The 19,442-nt window shown below is 43.2% G+C and carries 13 protein-coding genes; 8 read left to right on the forward strand and 5 right to left on the reverse strand.

All coding sequences use genetic code 11. From position 1 onward, the window contains the following. The first annotated feature begins 29 nt into the window (after nt 1-29). The 4 genes from KSX81_RS21185 to KSX81_RS21200 all read left to right on the forward strand — a co-directional run bounded on the left by KSX81_RS21185 (nt 30) and on the right by KSX81_RS21200 (nt 5,735). On the forward strand, nt 30-371 hold the full coding sequence (locus tag KSX81_RS21185) for a hypothetical protein (RefSeq protein ID WP_217725767.1): 342 nt from the start codon (nt 30-32) through the stop codon (nt 369-371). A gap of 123 nt (nt 372-494) precedes the next feature. Beyond that, nucleotides 495-2,816 (forward strand): TonB-dependent receptor, encoded by a 2,322-nt coding sequence (locus KSX81_RS21190; RefSeq protein ID WP_195355428.1) that lies wholly within the window; start codon nt 495-497, stop codon nt 2,814-2,816. 124 nt (nt 2,817-2,940) lie between these two features. Continuing rightward, entirely contained in the window at nt 2,941-3,282 is a 342-nt protein-coding gene (locus tag KSX81_RS21195; RefSeq protein ID WP_217725766.1) for a hypothetical protein, read from the forward strand. 113 nt (nt 3,283-3,395) lie between these two features. Further along, nucleotides 3,396-5,735, forward strand: a complete 2,340-nt coding sequence (locus KSX81_RS21200) for a TonB-dependent receptor (RefSeq protein WP_128131530.1) — start codon at nt 3,396-3,398, stop codon at nt 5,733-5,735. A gap of 335 nt (nt 5,736-6,070) precedes the next feature. Here KSX81_RS21200 and KSX81_RS21205 read toward each other — a convergent pair whose 3' ends face one another. Then, on the reverse strand, nt 6,071-6,985 hold the full coding sequence (locus KSX81_RS21205; protein ID WP_004300135.1) for a cation diffusion facilitator family transporter: 915 nt from the start codon (nt 6,983-6,985) through the stop codon (nt 6,071-6,073). 184 nt (nt 6,986-7,169) lie between these two features. Here KSX81_RS21205 and KSX81_RS21210 point away from each other — a divergent pair, with 184 nt between their 5' ends. The 4 genes from KSX81_RS21210 (at nt 7,170) to KSX81_RS21225 (ending at nt 13,868) form a co-directional block, all read left to right on the forward strand. After that, nucleotides 7,170-9,476 (forward strand): family 20 glycosylhydrolase, encoded by a 2,307-nt coding sequence (locus KSX81_RS21210; protein WP_217725765.1) that lies wholly within the window; start codon nt 7,170-7,172, stop codon nt 9,474-9,476. A gap of 264 nt (nt 9,477-9,740) precedes the next feature. After that, nucleotides 9,741-11,513 carry an ABC transporter ATP-binding protein gene (locus tag KSX81_RS21215; protein ID WP_032846673.1) on the forward strand — a complete coding sequence of 591 codons (1,773 nt, stop codon included), beginning with the start codon at nt 9,741-9,743 and terminating at the stop codon, nt 11,511-11,513. Next, nucleotides 11,506-13,242: an ABC transporter ATP-binding protein gene (locus KSX81_RS21220; protein WP_217725764.1), complete on the forward strand. Its 1,737-nt coding sequence runs from the start codon at nt 11,506-11,508 to the stop codon at nt 13,240-13,242. Before KSX81_RS21215 ends, KSX81_RS21220 begins: the two co-directional genes overlap by 8 nt. Before the next feature lie 17 nt (nt 13,243-13,259). Then, entirely contained in the window at nt 13,260-13,868 is a 609-nt protein-coding gene (locus KSX81_RS21225; RefSeq protein WP_004300131.1) for a TetR/AcrR family transcriptional regulator, read from the forward strand. Between the two features lie 317 nt (nt 13,869-14,185). On the opposite strand, the gene ccsA is transcribed toward KSX81_RS21225, so the two are convergent. From ccsA to KSX81_RS21245, 4 genes are read right to left on the reverse strand one after another with little or no spacing between them, the layout of a single operon-like run. Next, nucleotides 14,186-16,285, reverse strand: a complete 2,100-nt coding sequence (gene ccsA / locus KSX81_RS21230; protein ID WP_032854222.1) for a cytochrome c biogenesis protein CcsA — start codon at nt 16,283-16,285, stop codon at nt 14,186-14,188. Nucleotides 16,286-16,305: 20 nt separating this feature from the next. Further along, nucleotides 16,306-17,460: a Rid family hydrolase gene (locus KSX81_RS21235; RefSeq protein ID WP_032846671.1), complete on the reverse strand. Its 1,155-nt coding sequence runs from the start codon at nt 17,458-17,460 to the stop codon at nt 16,306-16,308. Between the two features lie 21 nt (nt 17,461-17,481). Beyond that, the gene (locus tag KSX81_RS21240) at nt 17,482-18,195 is read right to left on the reverse strand and encodes a hypothetical protein (RefSeq protein ID WP_008999702.1); all 714 of its coding nucleotides are present in this window, start codon (nt 18,193-18,195) and stop codon (nt 17,482-17,484) included. A 23-nt stretch (nt 18,196-18,218) separates the two neighbouring features. Beyond that, nucleotides 18,219-19,433, reverse strand: coding sequence for a porin (locus KSX81_RS21245; RefSeq protein ID WP_004303732.1), 1,215 nt, complete (start codon nt 19,431-19,433; stop codon nt 18,219-18,221). Nucleotides 19,434-19,442 lie beyond the last annotated feature (9 nt).

A 19,442-nucleotide genomic window follows, 5' to 3' on the forward strand; every position in this document is an offset into this window, starting at 1 on the left:
ATTGATTGTTAAATAAATAGTTCGTATCTTTGCCGCCTCAAAGAAAAAATGAGGTGAAACGATTGTTATTGAATATTACACGCTACTTCTTACCGATACTGTTTGTGTCGTATCTGGTAAGCTTCACATTCTTTGCCCACGTGCATGTGGTCAATGGCGTGACAATCGTCCATTCACACCCATTTAAGAAAGGGGCGGCACATAAACACTCTACAGTCGAACTGCTACTGATTCATTTTCTGTCTCATTTAACGGCAGACGGTGCAGCCATAGTTTTTGCTCTTTCCCTTTTTATTCCTTTCTTATTGTATTTGTTGCTCGGCCGTTCGCCGTATGCTCACTATCACTGTCCGTATCATGGGGTAGTGTGACTTAGAGCACCTCCGGTTATTCGTTTCTCCATTCTTTGAATGATGATACCGTACCTTGCATGAGGTAGGGCATTATCTGTCTATCCATGTGAATACTTATCGAAAACTAATAACAAACGAAAAATGAAGAAATACATCTTTTCGCTTGTCTGCCTGTGCTGCGCATTGTTGCCTGCCCTTGAAGGACAAGCTCATGAATATCCTAATCATCCTGAATTACGTAAGTCAGATGCCAATATCGTTGGCCATATTCTTGATAAAAACACCAAAGAACACTTGCCCTATATAACAGTCGCCTTGAAAGGTACTACCATTGGAACGGTAACTGATGCTACCGGGCATTATTTCTTGAAGAATCTTCCCGAAGGCAATTTTGTGCTCGAAGTTAGTTCGGTGGGGTATAAAACCGTCAGACGGAATGTGACGCTGAAGAAAGGGCGCACATTGGAAGAAGATTTCGAGATAGAAGAAGATGCGGTTGCCTTGGATGGCGTAGTAGTATCTGCCAATCGTAACGAGACTACCCGTCGCCTGGCTCCGACACTGGTGAATGTGGTGGATCTGAAAATCTTTGAGAATACCAATTCTACGACTTTGGCACAAGGATTGAGCTTTCAGCCGGGTGTCCGTGTAGAGTCTAATTGTCAGAATTGCGGCTTCCAGCAAGTACGTATTAATGGACTGGATGGTCCTTATACGCAAATCCTGCTCGATTCCCGTCCCATTTTTAGTGCACTTTCCGGTGTGTATGGCATCGAGCAGATTCCTGCCAGCATGATAGAACGTGTGGAAGTGATGCGTGGAGGCGGATCGGCTTTGTTCGGTTCGTCTGCTATTGCCGGAACAATCAATATCATTACCAAAGAACCGATGCGCAATTCCGGTATGTTATCGCATACCATTACAGGTATTGGTGATGGCGATGCTTTTGATAACAGTACGGCGCTGAATGCATCACTTGTGACGGACGACCAGCGTGCCGGTTTGTATATCTTCGGTCAGAATCGCCATCGTTCTGCGTATGACCATGATGGTGACGGATATTCTGAAATCCCCAAGATACACGGCCAGACCATCGGTTTCCGTTCATTCCTGAAAACAACGACATATTCGAAACTAACTTTTGAATATCACCACATGGAAGAATTCCGTAGGGGAGGAGACTTGTTGAACCGTCCGCCTCACGAAGCGAATGTGGCGGAACAGACCGAACACTCGATCAATGGTGGAGGACTGAAATTTGACTATTTCTCACCTAACGAGAAACATCGTTTCAATGTGTTTGCATCAGCGCAGCATATCAATCGTGACAGCTATTATGGTGGCGGCCAAGATCCGAATGCCTACGGAAACACCACCGACTTGAACTGGATGGCAGGATCGCAATATGTCTATAGTTTCGGAAAATGTATCTTCATGCCTGCTGACCTGACTGCCGGAATAGAATTCAATCAGGATAAACTGGAAGACAATATGTGGGGATACCACCGTACAGTAGACCAGAAAGTGAATATCGGTAGTGCTTTCTTTCAGAATGAATGGAAGAATGAGCATTGGGGATTTCTGATTGGCGGTCGTTTGGATAAACATAACCTGATTGACCATGTGATATTCAGTCCGCGTGCCAATCTGCGGTATAACCCGACAGAAAACATCAATCTTCGTTTCAGTTACTCATCCGGTTTCCGTGCTCCGCAGGCTTTCGACGAAGATTTGCATGTGGAGAATGTGGGCGGTAATGTGGCGATGGTTGAACTGGCCGATAATCTGAAAGAAGAAAGATCACAGAGCTTGAGTGCCTCGGCAGATATTTATCATCGTTTTGGTGCGTTTCAGGTTAACTTCCTGGTAGAAGGATTTTATACAAAATTATCAGATGTATTTGCCCTTACCGACGGAGAGATAGTGGATGGAATCCTAACACGTACACGTTACAATGCACCGGGAGCCCGTGTGATGGGACTGACTTTGGAAGGAAAGATGGCATACCTGACTAAATTCCAGCTTCAGGCAGGAATCACTTTGCAGCAGAGCCATTACAGCGAACCGCACGTATGGAACCCAGACGCTCCGGCTGTAAAGAAAATGATGCGTACACCGAATACTTACGGCTATTTTACAGCAACCTATACCCCGATAAAACCATTATCTATCGCTCTTTCCGGTACATATACCGGTTCGATGCTGGTTCCCCACGAACCAGTTCCGGGATTCCTTGAAAAACCGATAACGGTGAATACGAAGGACTTCTTCGATATCGGTTTGAAGGCTGCCTATGATTTCAAACTTTACAAGTCGATGAACTTGCAGGTGAATGCCGGCGTACAGAATATTTTCAATGCCTACCAGAACGACTTCGACAAAGGGGCTGACCGTGACTCCGGTTATATCTATGGTCCGTCATTGCCGAGAAGTTTCTTTGCCGGAGTGAAGATAAGTTATTAAAATTCGATTAAGATTTAAAATCGTCATAAATAGGGATTGTTTTGCATGGAGACAATCCTTATCTTTGCAAAAAACAAACTAAACCTTGACTTAGGTGCACAGAATAAATGTGCAAGATGACCGAATGAAACAATTGTACCTACATATAATGAAGTGGTTTCTGCCTGTACTGTTTATCTCGTACATGGCAGGAATCACTTTGTTTACTCACTCCCATGTGGTCAACGGGGTTACAATTGTCCATTTACATCCATTTAAAAAAGGCAGCGAACATAGCCATACAACGGTTGAATTCCAACTAATTCATCTCTTGAGTCATGTGTTGGTGACCGACAGCGGTTTGATACCAACATTCTCTGTTGCTGCTTTATCTCTATTATGCATCCTGTTTGTCCGCCCGCAAATAGAGCATTTTCACCGTTCTTGTCCGGGCGTAATATCTCTTAGAGCACCTCCTGTCGCTTAGTTTATCTTTTGGGGGGAACAGTATTTATGTATTAGGATCAACGATTAACGATCGCTGCTTCCCTTTCCCTTTATTATTATTTTTCGAATTAAAACATTAAAACACTAACGACAATGAAGAAATATCTTTTAGTCCTGGTCGGCCTGTGCTGTGTCTTGTCATACGCATTGGCTGAACGTCCGGACTACCCTGAACTGAAGAAATCCGATGCGAATATAATAGGTCATGTACTGGATAAAAAAACGAAAGAACATCTTCCATACATCACCATTGCACTGAAAGGAACGACCATAGGAACCGTGACTGATGCTACCGGACATTATTTTTTGAAGAATTTGCCGGAAGGAAATTTTATACTGGAAGTTAGTTCGGTAGGTTACAAGACAGTGACCCGCAACGTAACTCTGAAAAAAGGAAAGACACTGGAAGAAGATTTTGAAATAGAAGAGGATGCGATTGCTCTCGACGGAGTAGTAGTTTCCGCCAATCGGAGTGAAACGACACGTCGTATGGCTCCTACTTTGGTGAATGTCGTCGACCTGAAACTCTTTGAAACCACTAACTCTTCCACTTTATCACAAGGATTGAACTTCCAGCCCGGAGTGCGTGTGGAGACAAATTGCCAGAATTGTGGCTTCCAGCAAGTCCGTATCAATGGTCTGGACGGACCATATACGCAAATTCTGATAGATTCGCGTCCCGTATTCAGTGCCCTTTCCGGAGTGTATGGACTGGAACAGATTCCTGCCAGCATGATTGAACGTGTAGAAGTGATGCGTGGGGGAGGCTCCGCCTTGTTCGGCTCTTCGGCTATTGCAGGAACCATTAATATAATCACCAAAGAACCTTTGCGCAATTCCGGTCAGCTGTCGCACACCATAACTTCTTTAGGAGGAAGCTCCTCATTCGATAACAACACCTCGCTGAATGTTTCATTGGTGACGGACGATCATCGTGCCGGATTGTATATCTTTGGTCAGAACCGTTATCGGTCGGGATATGATTATGACGGAGACGGATTTACCGAACTGCCCAAATTGAAGAATCAGACAGTGGGTTTCCGCTCTTATCTCAAAACAAGTACTTATTCCAAACTGACCTTTGAATATCACCACATGCAGGAATTTCGTCGTGGAGGGGATATGTTGAACCGTCCTCCTCACGAAGCGCATATTGCGGAGCAGTTGCAACATTCTATTGATGGTGGAAGTTTGAAATTCGATTATTTCTCTCCGGATGAAAAGAACCGTCTAAGTGTTTTTGCATCGGCTGCCAATACAGACCGGGACAGTTATTACGGACCGGGTAACGATCCTCTGAAAGCCTATGGAAAGACGACAGATTTAACCGCTATGGGTGGTGCACAATACGTACATACGTTTGACAAGTGCTTTTTTATGCCTTCTGATCTCACGGCAGGGCTTGAATATAACCGTGACCGCCTAAAAGATAACATGTGGGGATATAACCGTCACACGGATCAGACGGTGAATATTTACAGTGCTTTTCTGCAGAACGAATGGAAGAACGACCGTTGGGGGATTCTGATTGGTGGTCGTCTGGATAAGCATAATATGGTGGATAATGTGATCTTTAGTCCCCGTGCCAACTTGCGTTTTAATCCTACCCAGAATATTAACCTGCGTTTAAGCTATTCTTCCGGATTTCGTGCTCCGCAGGCTTTTGATGAGGATATGCATATTGAAAATGTGGGCGGAACGGTGGCTATGATCGAGCGTGCAAAGGATTTGAAAGAAGAGAAATCCCAAAGTTTCAGTGCTTCTGCAGATATGTATCATCGTTTCGGAGCATTCCAGACGAATTTGTTGATTGAGGGTTTTTATACAAGACTGACCGATGTTTTTGTATTGGGCGAACCTTACGACCGTGGTGATGGTATATTAGTGAAAACACGTAGCAATGGCCCCGGTGCTAAAGTGATGGGATTGACACTGGAAGGTAAAGTGGCTTATCTTTCTATCCTGCAAATACAAGCGGGATTAACTTTACAACGTAGCCGGTACGATGAACCGCATAAGTGGCATGACGATGCACCGGCAGAAAAGAAGATTTTCCGTACTCCCGATACATACGGTTATTTCACTGCTACTTGTACCCCCATCAAACCTTTATCTATTGCTTTGTCAGGAACCTATACCGGCAGGATGTTGGTGCAACGTATGGATATCACCGCCGAGAATGCCGAACTGGGTGAAATGCCTGAAAGAAAAGCGGAAGCAATCAGAACACCTCGTTTCTTAGATTTGGGAGTGAAACTGGCTTATGACTTCAAGTTATACAAAACGATTGATTTGCAATTAAACGGCGGAGTTCAGAATATTTTTGAGTCTTATCAGAAGGACTTTGACAGAGGAGCTAACCGGGATTCCGGTTATATTTACGGTCCTTCTTTGCCGAGAAGTTTCTTTGCCGGAGTAAAGATCAGCTATTAATCGGTCATAAAAATAGTTTCCCGGCACGGTACTTTTTGTTTCCTGCGTTGAAACACTTTGTTTCAAACGGTGAAACGATTTGTTTCACACCGGGAAACACTTTGTTCCAAGCCTTGAAACTAAAAGTTTCAAGCGGCTGAAACTAATATGTCGTATAGAGACCTGTTCTTTTCTCCTTGTTAATCATTGATTGATCGGGCGGTGATAGGTGATAGATGCGGTGATAGGTTGCAAACAACCTGTCACCACCCCTGAAATCCCCATGAATAAGAGCTTTTGGAAGTGTCGGTGATAGGTGATAGAGGAAAGTGAAAGAAACTCTGTGTAGAGATGGATCAAACCATATCTTTATCGACCCCGAATTTTTCTCCTGTCTGACATTTACCGGCAGGTTCCACATGTACCAGAATGTCATATACATTATCTACCGAATTAATGATGCTCTTCTCCACTGCATCGGCAATCTCATGGGCTTGCGTGATCGTGATTTGTGGATTCACTTCTATATCAAGGGTAATCATATAGAGATTCCCTATCATTCGTGACCGGACGCGATGCGGATTACTGGCACCGGGCACTTTCTCTACAGCCTCGAATATCTTATTATATACATTGACATCTTTCACCCCGTCCATTAGCTCCACATTGGAATCAATGAAGATGCTGATGGAAGATTTGATGATAAAGAGACTGATTATCAATCCTGTTATCGAATCGAGTATCGGCAATTTGAAGATAAAAGTAAATATCAATCCTAACAAAACACTGGTTGAAATGACAACATCATTACGCATATTGATAGCGTTTGCCGTGAGCATGGAACTGTTGATCTTCTTTCCCTGTTTGTACTGGTATGAAGCCAGTAAGAGTTTACCGATAATAGAAAATATAGTGACATAGATGGCGATAGCCGATGGTATCTCTTTCACTTCATCTGAAAAGATGTTTTTAGTGGATGATAGCAACATTTGTACACCGGCATAAAATATCACGAGTGATAGAATCTTTGTTGCGATCCCTTCCGCTTTCTCATATCCGAATACATATTTCTTTGAAGGAGGGCGGTTGATGAGGCGTGCCGTAAAAATCATAACGATAGAGATAACGACGTCGGTTGCCGAGTCGATACCGTCGCCGACTACGGCTAAACTACCGGCAAATAAACCGATTATGATTTTGGATACGGACAAGATTGCATTGCCAATTGTGCTGATCCACGAGGTTGTGATTAGTATTTTCTCTCTTGACATTGAAGTGACTCTTTATAATTGTTTGTAATGGGATTGGGGAGCAAAGATAAACATTAATAGGAGTCTGTGATATGAAGTCGCAAAAAACTTTTTCTGCCTTTTTAGTAGTTTATACGTTTTAGTTGTATTATATATAGATGGTCAATTAAAAACAGGACAATTAATTTATTAAATAGTTAACCGCATGTTCAAAAAACTAAGTAGCTCTTTTCTCATTGTGTCAGCTTGTATTTTTTCTTCTTGCACGCCTACCGTCAAGCAAGAGATTGCAATCTTACCTACCCCCGTTAGTCTGACCGAGCAGTCTGGCTCGTTTGTTTTAAAAGATGGAATGAAGATTGGGGTTTCCGATCAGTCCTTGTTTCCGGTTGCCGGGTATCTGCAGGAGATTCTTCGGAATGTCATATCGTCTTCTGTTGAAGTCACTACCGATAAGAGTCAGGTAGATATGTATTTTCAGTTGAAGGATACTGTTGGAAAGCCCGGCTCTTATAAACTTGAGTCTACACCGGAGTATATTCGGGTAGAGGCAACTGACTATTCGGGTATTATTTCTGCTATTACTACTATTCGCCAGTTGCTTCCTGCAACGATAGAAGTGCAGGGAGAGAAACAGAATTATTCTATCCCTGTCGTGCAAATAGAAGATGCGCCACGGTTTGAATGGCGTGGATTTATGTTGGATGCTTCCCGCCATTTCTGGAATAAAAAAGAAGTGAAGCATGTATTAGATCTGATGTCTTTGTATAAACTTAATAAGTTCCACTGGCATCTGTCCGACGATCAGGGTTGGCGTATAGAGATCGAGAAATACCCGTTGCTTACAGAAAAAGGGGCCTGGCGTAAATTCAATACGCAGGATCGTACCTGTATGGCACGTGCGAAAGAAGAAGATAATACCGATTTTCTGATTCCGGAAGATAAGATACGCATTGTGGAAGGAGATACGCTGTATGGAGGTTATTACACTCATGATGATATAAAAGAAATAGTAGCCTATGCTACGCAAAGAGGTATCGATGTCATTCCCGAGATCGATATGCCGGGACATTTCCTGGCAGCTATCGGTCAATATCCGGAATTGGCGTGCGACGGATTAATCGGGTGGGGGGAAACTTTCTCTTCTCCTATCTGTCCGGGCAAAGATACAACGCTGGAGTTCTGCCAGAATGTGTTCAAAGAAGTTTTTGAACTTTTCCCTTATGAATATGTGCACATGGGTGGTGATGAAGTGGAAAAAGCCAACTGGAAGAAATGTCCTCTTTGTCAGAAACGGATTCGTACGGAGAAACTGGGTTCGGTAGAAGAACTTCAGGCATGGTTTGTACGTGACATGGAGAAATTCTTCCTTGCCAACGGAAAGAAACTCATAGGCTGGGATGAAGTGGTATCCGACGGATTATCTTCCGATGCTGCCATTACCTGGTGGAGAAGTTGGGCGAAAGATGCATTGCCTACGGCAACTGCACAAAAGCAGAAAGTGATTGCTTGTCCGAATGAATATTTCTATTTCGATTATGCGCAGGATCAGAATTCAGTAAAGAAAATACTTGCGTATGATCCGTGTGCAGACGAGCGGTTATCGCCGGAACAGAAGAAATATATCTGGGGTGTGCAGGCGAATCTCTGGGCTGAATGGATTCCGACAATGAAGCGCATTGAATATTTGATTGTTCCCCGTATGATAGCGTTGAGTGAAATAGCTTGGGCGGAGCCGACAGCTAAACCGGGTCTCGAAGAATTTTATCGTCAGCTTGTTCCGCAATTTAAGCGGATGGATGTGATGAGGGTAAATTATAGGGTGCCTGATTTGCAGGGATTCTATAAAGTGAATGCATTTATTGATGAAACAACTGTGGAATTGACCTGCCCGTTACCCGGTACTGAAATACGTTATACGACAGACGGCAGTATGCCTACCAAAGAATCAGCTCTTTATAACGGTGCTTTGGAAGTTGGGAAGACTACGGATTTCGCTTTCCGCACTTTTCGTCCGGATGGTTCTCCTTCGGATGTGGTGCGTACCAAGTATGTAAAGGCTCCTTATGCGGAGGCGGTGACTGCTCCGGCTGCTTTGCAGCCCGGCTTGAAAGCAGTATGGCACGATTTCCGTGGTAATCTTTGTGCGGATATTGATGCAGCTCCTGTCAAAGGGGAGTATGTGGTGGAATCGGTATCCATTCCCGAAGAGGTGAAAGGAAATATCGGTCTGGTATTGACCGGCTATCTGGAAGTTCCTGCCGATGGTATCTATACATTTGCCCTTCTCTCGGACGACGGTAGCACATTAATGCTTGACGGTGAATTGTTGGGAGATAATGATGGAGCACATTCGCCGGTAGAGATTATTGTGCAGAAGGCTTTGAAAGCCGGGCTTCATCCGATAGAGGTACGTTACTTCGATTGTAACGGAGGCGTATTGCAGATGGAACTGGTGAATGAAAAAGGTGAAAAAGAAGTATTGCCAAGTGCATGGCTGAAACATGAATAGCAAATTTCATTATTTTTAGGTATTGTCCGTCTTGCCGGCGAGCTGTACCTTTGCAGAAAATATTTGAAAACTTATGCGAATCAGTGAGAGACGAGTCGAGATTAATCATATATCAAAGGTGCACATGCACCGGATTGAATGGGATGAAGAGAGCTTATAGAAATATAAGCTCTCTTTTTTTGAACGATTTCGAATATTGTTCTTTTTTGAAAACAAGCGATAAGTTAAATGATTGTCGAACTTAATATAGATTGAACGTACGTTATGAGTACATTGAAAAAACTTCAGAACTACATGGGTAAACGGAAAGTGCTTTTGCCTGCGGCAATGCTGCTGTCTGCCCTAAGTGCCCTGGCGGGCATGTTGCCTTATATCCTTATTTGGCTGATTGTGAGAGAACTGCTTGAACACGGAGAGATAACCTCTTCCGGTAATGTGGTGACGTATGCCTGGTGGGCGGCAGGCATGGCCGTGGCGAGCATCGTCCTTTATTTTGCCGCATTGATGTCTTCGCATCTTGCAGCTTTTCGGGTTGAATCGAATTTGCGTAAAGAAGCCATGCGCCAGATAGTGCGTATGCCTCTCGGCTTCTTTGACATTAATACGAGCGGACGTATTCGCAAGATTATAGATGACAATGCAGGGGTTACCCATAGTTTTCTGGCACATCAGTTGCCCGACCTTGCGGCTACTTTTCTAGTGCCGTTGGTAGCTGCCATACTGATTTTTGTGTTCGATTGGATACTCGGTCTGGCATGTATCGTCCCTGTAATTATTGCCATGCTGGTTATGGGTTTTATGATGAATGCGGAGGGACGGCAGTTTATGAAAAGCTACATGACCTCTCTGGAGGAAATGAATACCGAAGCTGTAGAGTATGTGAGAGGAATTCCCGTAGTGAAGGTTTTCCAGCAGACTATTTACTCTTTCAAAAACTTTCACCGCTGTATCATGAATTATAATAAAATGGTATTCGGCTATACACGAATGTGGGAGAAGCCGATGTCGCTCTATACCGTAATAATCAATGGTTTTGTGTTTTTCCTTGCTCCGTTGGCTATTTTGCTGATTGGTTATTCAGGTAATTATGCATCGGTATTACTTAATTTCTTCCTGTTTGTTCTCATTACTCCTGTATTCTCCCAAAGTATCATGAAGAGTATGTATCTCAATCAGGCTTTGGGGCAGGCGAGTGAAGCTATCGGACGTCTTGAGAATCTGGTTGCTTATGAGTACCTGACTGTTGTAGAGCATCCACAACCGGTAAAGGAATTCAGTATTCAGTTCGAAAAAGTTTCCTTCAGCTATCCGGGAGCTAATCAAAAGGCGGTGGATGATGTTAGTTTCACTATTCCGCAAGGAAACACAGTAGCTCTTGTCGGAGCTTCGGGCGGAGGGAAAACAACGATTGCCCGTCTAGTTCCCCGTTTCTGGGAGGCAACGGAAGGGAAAGTTTTAATAGGTGGCATCAATGTAAGAGAAATCGCTCCCGAAGAACTGATGAAATATATTTCTTTCGTGTTCCAGAATACAAAGCTGTTCAAGACTTCTCTGCTCGAAAATATCAAATATGGTAATCCCGACGCGACAATGGAGGAAGTGGAACGGGCAGTAGATATGGCACAATGCCGGGAAATTATCAATAAACTTCCGCTCGGACTGAATACGAAGATTGGTACGGAGGGAACATATCTCTCCGGCGGGGAACAGCAACGGATCGTACTGGCACGTGCAATCCTGAAAAATGCTCCCATCATTGTACTGGATGAGGCGACTGCTTTTGCCGACCCCGAAAATGAGCATCTCATCCAGCAAGCCTTGAAAGAACTGACAAAAGGAAAAACCGTATTGATGATTGCTCATCGTCTTTCAAGCATCACTGATGCCGACAATATCCTCGTCATTGACAAGGGGAAGATTGCGGAACAAGGTACACATGCCAACCTGCTTGGAAAACAAGGCATCTATTATCATATGTGGAATGAATACCAGCAATCTGTTCGCTGGACAATAGGAAAGGAGGTTTCTAATGATTGAAGTAATAAAAAGACGTTTTGCCCTTTCAACTAAAGGAGCGAAAGATTTCTGTAAAGGTGTGTTTTTCACTACACTGCTCGATATTGTATTGATGTTGCCGGCGGTATTTGTTTTTCTCTTTCTTGAGGAATATCTTCGTCCTGTGTTTCAGCCTTCGGCTTCGGTGACGCATGGTATTCTCTATTATAGCATACTCGGTATTGTCTTTATGATAGTCATGTATATATTTGCGGTATTGCAATATCGTAGTACCTATACCACCGTTTATGATGAGAGTGCAAACCGGCGTATCTCATTGGCGGAAAAACTTCGCAAGTTGCCTCTGGCTTTCTTTGGCGAAAAGAATCTTTCCGACCTCACCGCCACGATTATGGATGACTGCACTGATCTCGAGCATACTTTCTCGCATGCGGTTCCTCAGTTGTTTGCTTCCATTATCAGTATTCTGCTTATTACCGTCGGCATGGCATTTTATAACTGGCAGTTGACGATTGCTTTGTTCTGGGTAGTGCCGCTTGCTGCCGCAATCCTTCTTTTCTCGAAGAAGGAAATACAGAAAAGCAATGAAAGTAATTATCTGAACAAGCGGATGGTGACCGAGCATATCCAGGAAGGACTCGATACCATTCAGGAGATAAAATCCTACAATCAGGAGAGAGACTATCTGGAAAAACTGGATGCGAGCATTGATACCTATGAAAAGGTATTGACTCGTAATGAACTGGTGCTCGGCATGTTGGTAAACGGTTCCCAGAGTGTATTGAAACTCGGACTGGCAAGCGTTATTATCGTTGGTGCCAATCTCTTGGCTTCGGGTACGGTTGATTTGTTTACCTATCTTATATTTATGGTTATCGGGTCGCGTGTGTATGCTCCGGTCAGTGAGGTGATGAATAATATTGCCGCTTTGTTCTATTTGGATGTGCGTATCAATAGAATGAATGAGATGGAAGCATTGCCGGTACAAAACGGGACTACCGAATTCACTCCTCAAGGTTATGATATCGAATTCAGACAGGTAGACTTTGCTTATGAGCAGGGAAAACAAATTCTGAATAACTTGTCTTTTATTGCCCGACAAGGTGAAAAAACGGCTTTGGTTGGTCCTTCGGGTAGTGGCAAGAGTACGGCGGCCAGGTTGGCGGCACGTTTCTGGGATATCCAGTCGGGAAAGATTACCCTCGGCGGGCAGGATATCAGTCGGATTGATCCTGAAACTTTGTTGAAAAACTATTCCGTTGTCTTTCAGGATGTAGTTCTTTTCAATGCTTCCATTATGGATAATATCCGTATTGGCAAACGGGATGCTACGGATGAGGAAGTCCGGAGAGTTGCCCGCTTGGCACAATGTGATGAGTTTGTCACTAAAATGCCGCAGGGATACCAGACGATTATCGGTGAGAATGGAGAAACATTATCCGGCGGTGAGCGTCAGCGTATTTCCATTGCCCGCGCTTTGTTGAAGGATGCTCCGATTGTTCTGTTGGATGAGGCTACGGCTTCGCTTGATGTTGAGAATGAAACCAAGATACAGGCGGGTATATCTGAATTGGTACGTAACAAAACGGTGCTGATTATTGCGCACCGTATGCGAACCGTTGCCAATGCCGACAAAATTGTAGTATTGGAGAATGGAAGTGTTGCTGAAATGGGAACACCGGAGGAATTGAAAAAGAAAAATGGTATATTTGCCCGGATGGTGAACAGACTGGTTACAAATATGAATTGATAAATAGCAACGATACTATGCAATTTTTGAAAGGAGATATACAAGAGGGAATCTTGAAGGCAGCCGAAGAAGTGTTTCTGGAAAAGGGATACAAGGATGCCTCTATGCGTGAAATAGCTTCGAGGGCAGGGGTGACGGTGAGTAATATCTATCATTATTTCACCAATAAGGATGAGATATTCCGTACGATTCTGAAACCGGTATTGAATGATCTGTATGCTATGATTTATAATCACGATGCAGATCAGATGACGATAGACGTCTTTATGGATTCGGATTATCAGAAAATGTCTGTACGGGAATATATCAGATTGGTCTCTGAACATCGTGACCGTTTGCGGTTGCTGCTTTTTCAGGCACAAGGTTCTGTTTTGGAGAACTTCCGTTCTGAATATACAGATTTGATGACGCGTACGATTTCTGTTTTTTTTCAAGGAATGAAGCAGAAATATCCGCATATCAATATAGCAATAACTAACTTCTTTATTCACCTGAATACGGTATGGTTGTTTGCCCTACTCGAAGAGCTGGTGTTGCATCCTGTGAAGAAAGAAGAGATGGAGAAGTTTATAGCGGAGTATATCGCTTTTGAAACGGCTGGTTGGAAAGAGCTCATGAATGCATGAGCTCTCTCACTTTATTCTCTTACTGATATAAAAAAACGTCCGGCTTTCACAAGCCGGACGTCCTTGCCTCTTTTAGAATATGTCATCTATTCATATTCCAAAATGAATACATTATATGGTTTTTCAACTTAACAACCAAATAAAAGAAATGCGGGTGAATCACTTCGGCCGATTTCTATGTATTTTTAATGTGGCTACGTAATATAATTATGACTAATTAATTTAATTCTGATACTGCAAAGATAGGGGCTTTCCGCTTTTCCCGCAATCCCCTAAAATGGGTATTCTTCTATCAATTACTAGCTATATATAGTGGTTCAGGCGTTTGCATAACTATGCATCCCTCCAAGAACATAATTTACCCCGAAATAGGTCATTAAGACGGTCAGGAAAGCAAGAATCATATAGATATGGAAGAATAGAGGCTTGCGGAAAATGCGCAGACTTTGTGAATGGAAGGCTACTCCATATACCAGAAAAGTAATCAGTGCCCATACTTCTTTCGGGTCCCACGCCCAGTATCGTCCCCAGGAAACGTTTGCCCAAACTGCTCCCAGAAAGATGCCTGCTCCTAAAAAGAAGGTGGCAGGGTAGAGCAGCAAGCGGCTGACTAGCGTCAACTGTTCTATCCGGTTGTCTTGTATAGCGTCGTTTCCGGAGACATTGTTTTCCGATTCTTTTTTCCGGAGGCATAATGCCAGTATTCCGTTTAGCATGATGAATGCCAATAGGGCATAAGACATCATAATCAATGAAACATGAATACTTAGCCATGGAGAGACGAGCACCGGCATTAATGGGGTTATCTGGGGATTCATTTGTCCCAGATAGGAAACCAACAAAGCAAAGCCGGAGAGGAGGAATCCGAATGGAAGTATAAATGAAAATCTTCGATGGAGCAGACAGGCTATCAAAAGAATACAAAGAGCCATAAACTGCATGGTTTCGTAACCGTTGCTAAGTGGAATACGACCGCCGATGTACCAGCGCAGGCAATATCCTGCTAAATGGAATATGAAAGCAAGATAGAGTGCAACAGAAAAGAAAGTTCCTGCTGTGCGGGAAATCGTTTTGGCTTTGGGCGAGAGGATATTTCTTTGCAGGCTGTTATGAAGTAGAAGCAGGAAAGACAACACTCCCAATGACAGATTTATCATAAAAAGAATCTTGCTGAACGGAATCCGGTTGTAGAGTAATTCTGCTTTCACTTCCAGTTCGGAGAGAGGTTGCACGCTGCCATCAGTGGGTAATGGATGGATGAATGTTCCTTTTTCCAACATCAGGATCAGGCCTACTTTTTCATCTGTTTCCTGGATTGCTTTGGCGAGTTTGTTTTGTTGTCCTTGTTCACGTTGCCAATGTTCACGGAGACGGTAAACAGAACCGTCAAATAAATCAGTTAATCGAGCATAAGGTGTTTGTAAGTTTAATAAATGCTGTAATTCTGTATTTTTGATGTATATCAATGGCTCATTTCTCCACACTTCCGGATAAAGTAACCAGCCACCTATCACTTGTTCAGGTGTCAATCCTTTATATGAAGCTTCTCCTGTCAGTTTCTGAATGAAATCACGGGCTAATGTGTTGAAAGGTACTACCCGGTCGTGATAAATAACCTGTTCCTGTGCTAAACTGTCCGCTTGTGTTTGTTTCAATGCAGGAAGGAGTTTTTTTTGTGCTTGCATGTTACCTGCAAGGCAGAAAATAAACAGTATAAATACACCTCCTTTTTTAAGTAGCGGGTGGTTTAGCAGGCGTCGGAAATCACTACTGCGGGAAAATAGTAGCCAAATCATGGAGAGACCGAGCAGGATATATCCTGCATAAGTCACTCCTGTTCCCCATGGATCATAATTGACAGTCAGCCAGCTCCCTTTTCCGTCATCATCGAAAGATGACTGATAGAAACGGAAACCTTGTGATGTAAATATACGATTCATTGAAATCTGTTCGTGTAATAGAACATTTTTCTGTCCGGGAAGAGAGTAGGTGATATAGCTGATGTAGTCTGCCGGTGCTTCTGTTCCGGGATAGTATGCTATACGGAAACTATCTAGTTGTATTGTGAATGGCAGATCAGCTTTTCTGCCGCTTTCCGATTCCAGGAAACTGTCTATCGTTGCCCCCGGAAGCAAGTGTACGTATCCTTTTTTGCTTCCGATAAACGTAATCATGGCCCCCACCAAGATAACGAGGAGAGAGCCATGAAACAACAATATGGGGAACCGTCGCCATAAAGCGCGTCGGATGAGAGCAACAAGTGCAATGGTGGCAATTGTTCCCCACAAACAACAAAACCAACATGTATGATATATATTTCTTTCTACAAAATCTGTCCCATACGCTTGTTCTACGAAAGTAGTCACAGCGAGTAGTCCCACCAGACAGATATATAAGATAATAAGTAACCTTTTCAACTGTATAATCTTTTATGATATTAAAATGGAGCGTATTCCTTGTTCTTACATTCTTTCACTCCCATACATTCCATCTCAATCAACCATCCGGGACGGCATACCGGAGCATGAACAAATACTTTAGGAGTATGTGGGAAACGTTTGTCATACATTGCTTTAACAACTGTATAGTCGGCTATGTCACGCAGATATACAATCATTTGTCCCAAATCTTCAAATGTGCAGTCCGCTTCTTTCAACAGGGTTTCCACATTCTCCCACATTCGTTCTGTCTGTTTGCGGATGTTGCCGGGATATACCACATCGCCTTTGTTGTTGATACTTGCCGTTCCTGAAATAAATACCTGTCGGCGGTCTCCATAATCTACATACGTGCCACGTTCAAAGCTTACTCCATATTCATAAGTTGGGTTCAGATGGGTAGGAGCATAGAGGAAATGAATCTGTTCCGGTTGCATTCCTGCTACAGCGTAAGTATCCATTTGTACCAGTACTTTCGGGTCGGCATGCCGGCCGTCGATGCCTGTGCTGGAAATATAATGTGTTTTTTCTGTCAGGTTTTGGGTGACGAAAACTTCATTACGTGCTTTCACTACTCCGGCATAATTCACATCTACATTTTGCACGAAAAACCATGTACGGATACAATTGTCTGCCAGTTTACAACCTTGTTCCAGGAGTTGCATCACATAGTCGTTCAATAATAGACGGGTCTGGTATTCCGAATTGGCGGCACGATTGAATGCACTACCGCCCCAGAAGTGGCGATAGGCACTGTGTTTCACCTCAAAAAGCCCGTTATGTAAGACTTGTGTCTGTACATCTGTCAACAGGTAAATCCATAAGGCTATTTTTGTTCCGTCCAGCGGGGGCTGTTCCACAATGGAAAGTGCGCAGTCCGAACCTTCGGTTGTCAATGCCAGTAGTGTATCTGCCTGATTGGCAGCGTCACTAAGGAAATAACGTTTGAGGATGGCAACTGCTCCTTTCAATTCTTGGGTAAGTAAATAATCGTAGGTGTTTAATACTGCATTCAGCTGTTCTTCGTATGTATCTTCCGGTTTAGTAGAATGAATGATAATATGATACTCTGAAGCTTCTCCTCCTGCATTATATTTAAAAATCTCTGTTAGCGTCTTTTCAGACTGAATATTCTGTTGTTTTTTGTTGTTCATATCAGTTGGGTAAATAACTATTTATTCTTGCGCACCGTTATTGATCCAGTCGTCAATAAGGGTCAAAATCGGAGATGATACTATTTCTTTTGAGTGATCGTATCCCCAGGTTGAACTAATAGTGGTATTCAATAATGTGTGCAATACGCTTTCTTGCGCACTGCCCGGCTTGACGAGTAACATGCCATCTACTTTCTTCGACGGGCGGTTGACCAGTGCCTCGTAACTTTTGCCTTCTGTCAGATACAGGTTGGCTGCTGCCGAACTACCTCCACCATGACAGTGTGCGCATGTCGTATTAAATACTTTTTCTTGAATACCATGGTACATACCTACATTTACAGTTCCCACATCCATAAGGATGGTGTCGTCAACTGCTGTAAGGTCGTCCATTGACTGAAAACTGATAACTCGTTTTCTCAATTTATTAATAACGCACAATTCAATAGTGGTTACTTTATCACTGACTCCTGTCATCGTAACCTGGATCTCATCATCTTCGACCGCCGGAATTGTTTTGGTGACAACGGCATACTCGCTCTCATCACTGAAGCCTGCCACTACAACACTATAACCATCGGGCCATTTACTGATACCATTGATCTTACCGCTCATCTTCAGCGTGCGTCCTTCTTCTGATAGGGTCTCTGTCTTTTCGTAAATACGTCCGTCATCGCATGATGTGATGTATGCCAATAACAGTAGATAACCTCCGAAAAGAATATATTTTTTCATAAACAAATCCTTTCTTGTGCTATTTAGAATGTATACTGGAGTAGAATACTGGCCGAATGTACTGCCAAACCTAAATCGTCGTTATCCCGATCAAGTTGGGTATCATGACCTTTACGGGCAATATACTGGTACATCGCTTGTAACTTCAGATTACAGTTCTTGAAAAAATAGTTCATACCCACGGCTGGCATATTTAGAAAACCATTGGTGTCCATTCCGTTACGGTTGAAGAAATCATAGCGTGCAGCTGCTTGCAGACGGGGGGCAACGAAGTAACCACCTTGTACATAGCCGCCCAGGTAATTATATGACTCGGAAATCTTTTGTCTTTTTGTGAAGCCAACATTCATATAATAGACTTCAGCACCCAGGTAAAGTTTGTTCTTTAGCATTGCAAACTCCAATCCGGCACGATAATCATTGGTACTTTCATTTTCACTTTCTACATTGATAGAGGTAGAAATACCAAACATGATTTTGTCTTCATTCAGCCTGTTCGGATTTCCCTGTGTAGCGGGCATCACTCCTTTAGGCATATAGGTGAAACGTCCGGCGTACAGTAAAGACGGAATGTGCCAGTCATCACTAAATGTTTTTGTTGCTGTATTTACCGCTGCACCCGTACCGTTGAATAAACCGATTTCATACCCGAATTTATCAGCTACCAAACCGTGAATCTCTACACCTAAATCGAATCCGGTGCCAATATTGGGTGTTACCGCATTCAAAGAATAGGGGAGGATAACGGGAGCAGTCAGTGATACTGGCAAACTAGGTAACAATGTTTCTCCCAGTGTTGTCAGGTAGGCATGTGAAAACGGAGTTTTGAATTTACCGACCCGGATGGCAAACTGCTTTTTCAGTTGAACATCAAACCAGGCTTGTTGAAGTAATGCGCCTCCACTGGCTGCCGCATTTATGGAAAGGTTGAAAGATACTTTATCGAAAGCCTTTCCGGTGAATCCGAGTACGGCGTAAGGAACTGAAAATCCGGAGTTGGCTATGTTATCTTGATTGTATGCTTTATCCAGTCCTTCATCGTCGTACCAATTGAAGTTTGCACTGGTCTGTACGAGCAAATAGGGTTTGAATACAAAATCTCCTTTCTTGGTTTCGATAGTGAATCCTTCTCTTCCAGCTAATGATACTACACCATTTTCTGTATCTTCTTCATGTTGTGCCATAGCGGCCAAAGGCATTATGGCAGTCAGCATGGCAATGATTATAAATCTCTTCATAATTACTTT

Source organism: Bacteroides sp. MSK.18.37, assembly GCF_019129155.2.
In the GTDB taxonomy this organism is placed as follows: Bacteria; Bacteroidota; Bacteroidia; order Bacteroidales; family Bacteroidaceae; genus Bacteroides; species Bacteroides ovatus.

What these genes read in the sequence shown, in the direction of transcription:
- KSX81_RS21190 (WP_195355428.1), top strand. Translation starts at nt 495, where the DNA reads ATGAAGAAATACATCTTTTCGCTTGTCTGCCTGTGCTGCGCATTGTTG.
- KSX81_RS21195 (WP_217725766.1), top strand. Translation starts at nt 2,941, where the DNA reads ATGAAACAATTGTACCTACATATAATGAAGTGGTTTCTGCCTGTACTG.
- KSX81_RS21200 (WP_128131530.1), top strand. Translation starts at nt 3,396, where the DNA reads ATGAAGAAATATCTTTTAGTCCTGGTCGGCCTGTGCTGTGTCTTGTCA.
- KSX81_RS21205 (WP_004300135.1), bottom strand. Translation starts at nt 6,985, where the DNA reads ATGTCAAGAGAGAAAATACTAATCACAACCTCGTGGATCAGCACAATT.
- KSX81_RS21210 (WP_217725765.1), top strand. Translation starts at nt 7,170, where the DNA reads ATGTTCAAAAAACTAAGTAGCTCTTTTCTCATTGTGTCAGCTTGTATT.
- KSX81_RS21215 (WP_032846673.1), top strand. Translation starts at nt 9,741, where the DNA reads ATGAGTACATTGAAAAAACTTCAGAACTACATGGGTAAACGGAAAGTG.
- KSX81_RS21220 (WP_217725764.1), top strand. Translation starts at nt 11,506, where the DNA reads ATGATTGAAGTAATAAAAAGACGTTTTGCCCTTTCAACTAAAGGAGCG.
- KSX81_RS21225 (WP_004300131.1), top strand. Translation starts at nt 13,260, where the DNA reads ATGCAATTTTTGAAAGGAGATATACAAGAGGGAATCTTGAAGGCAGCC.
- KSX81_RS21235 (WP_032846671.1), bottom strand. Translation starts at nt 17,460, where the DNA reads ATGAACAACAAAAAACAACAGAATATTCAGTCTGAAAAGACGCTAACA.
- KSX81_RS21240 (WP_008999702.1), bottom strand. Translation starts at nt 18,195, where the DNA reads ATGAAAAAATATATTCTTTTCGGAGGTTATCTACTGTTATTGGCATAC.
- KSX81_RS21245 (WP_004303732.1), bottom strand. Translation starts at nt 19,433, where the DNA reads ATGAAGAGATTTATAATCATTGCCATGCTGACTGCCATAATGCCTTTG.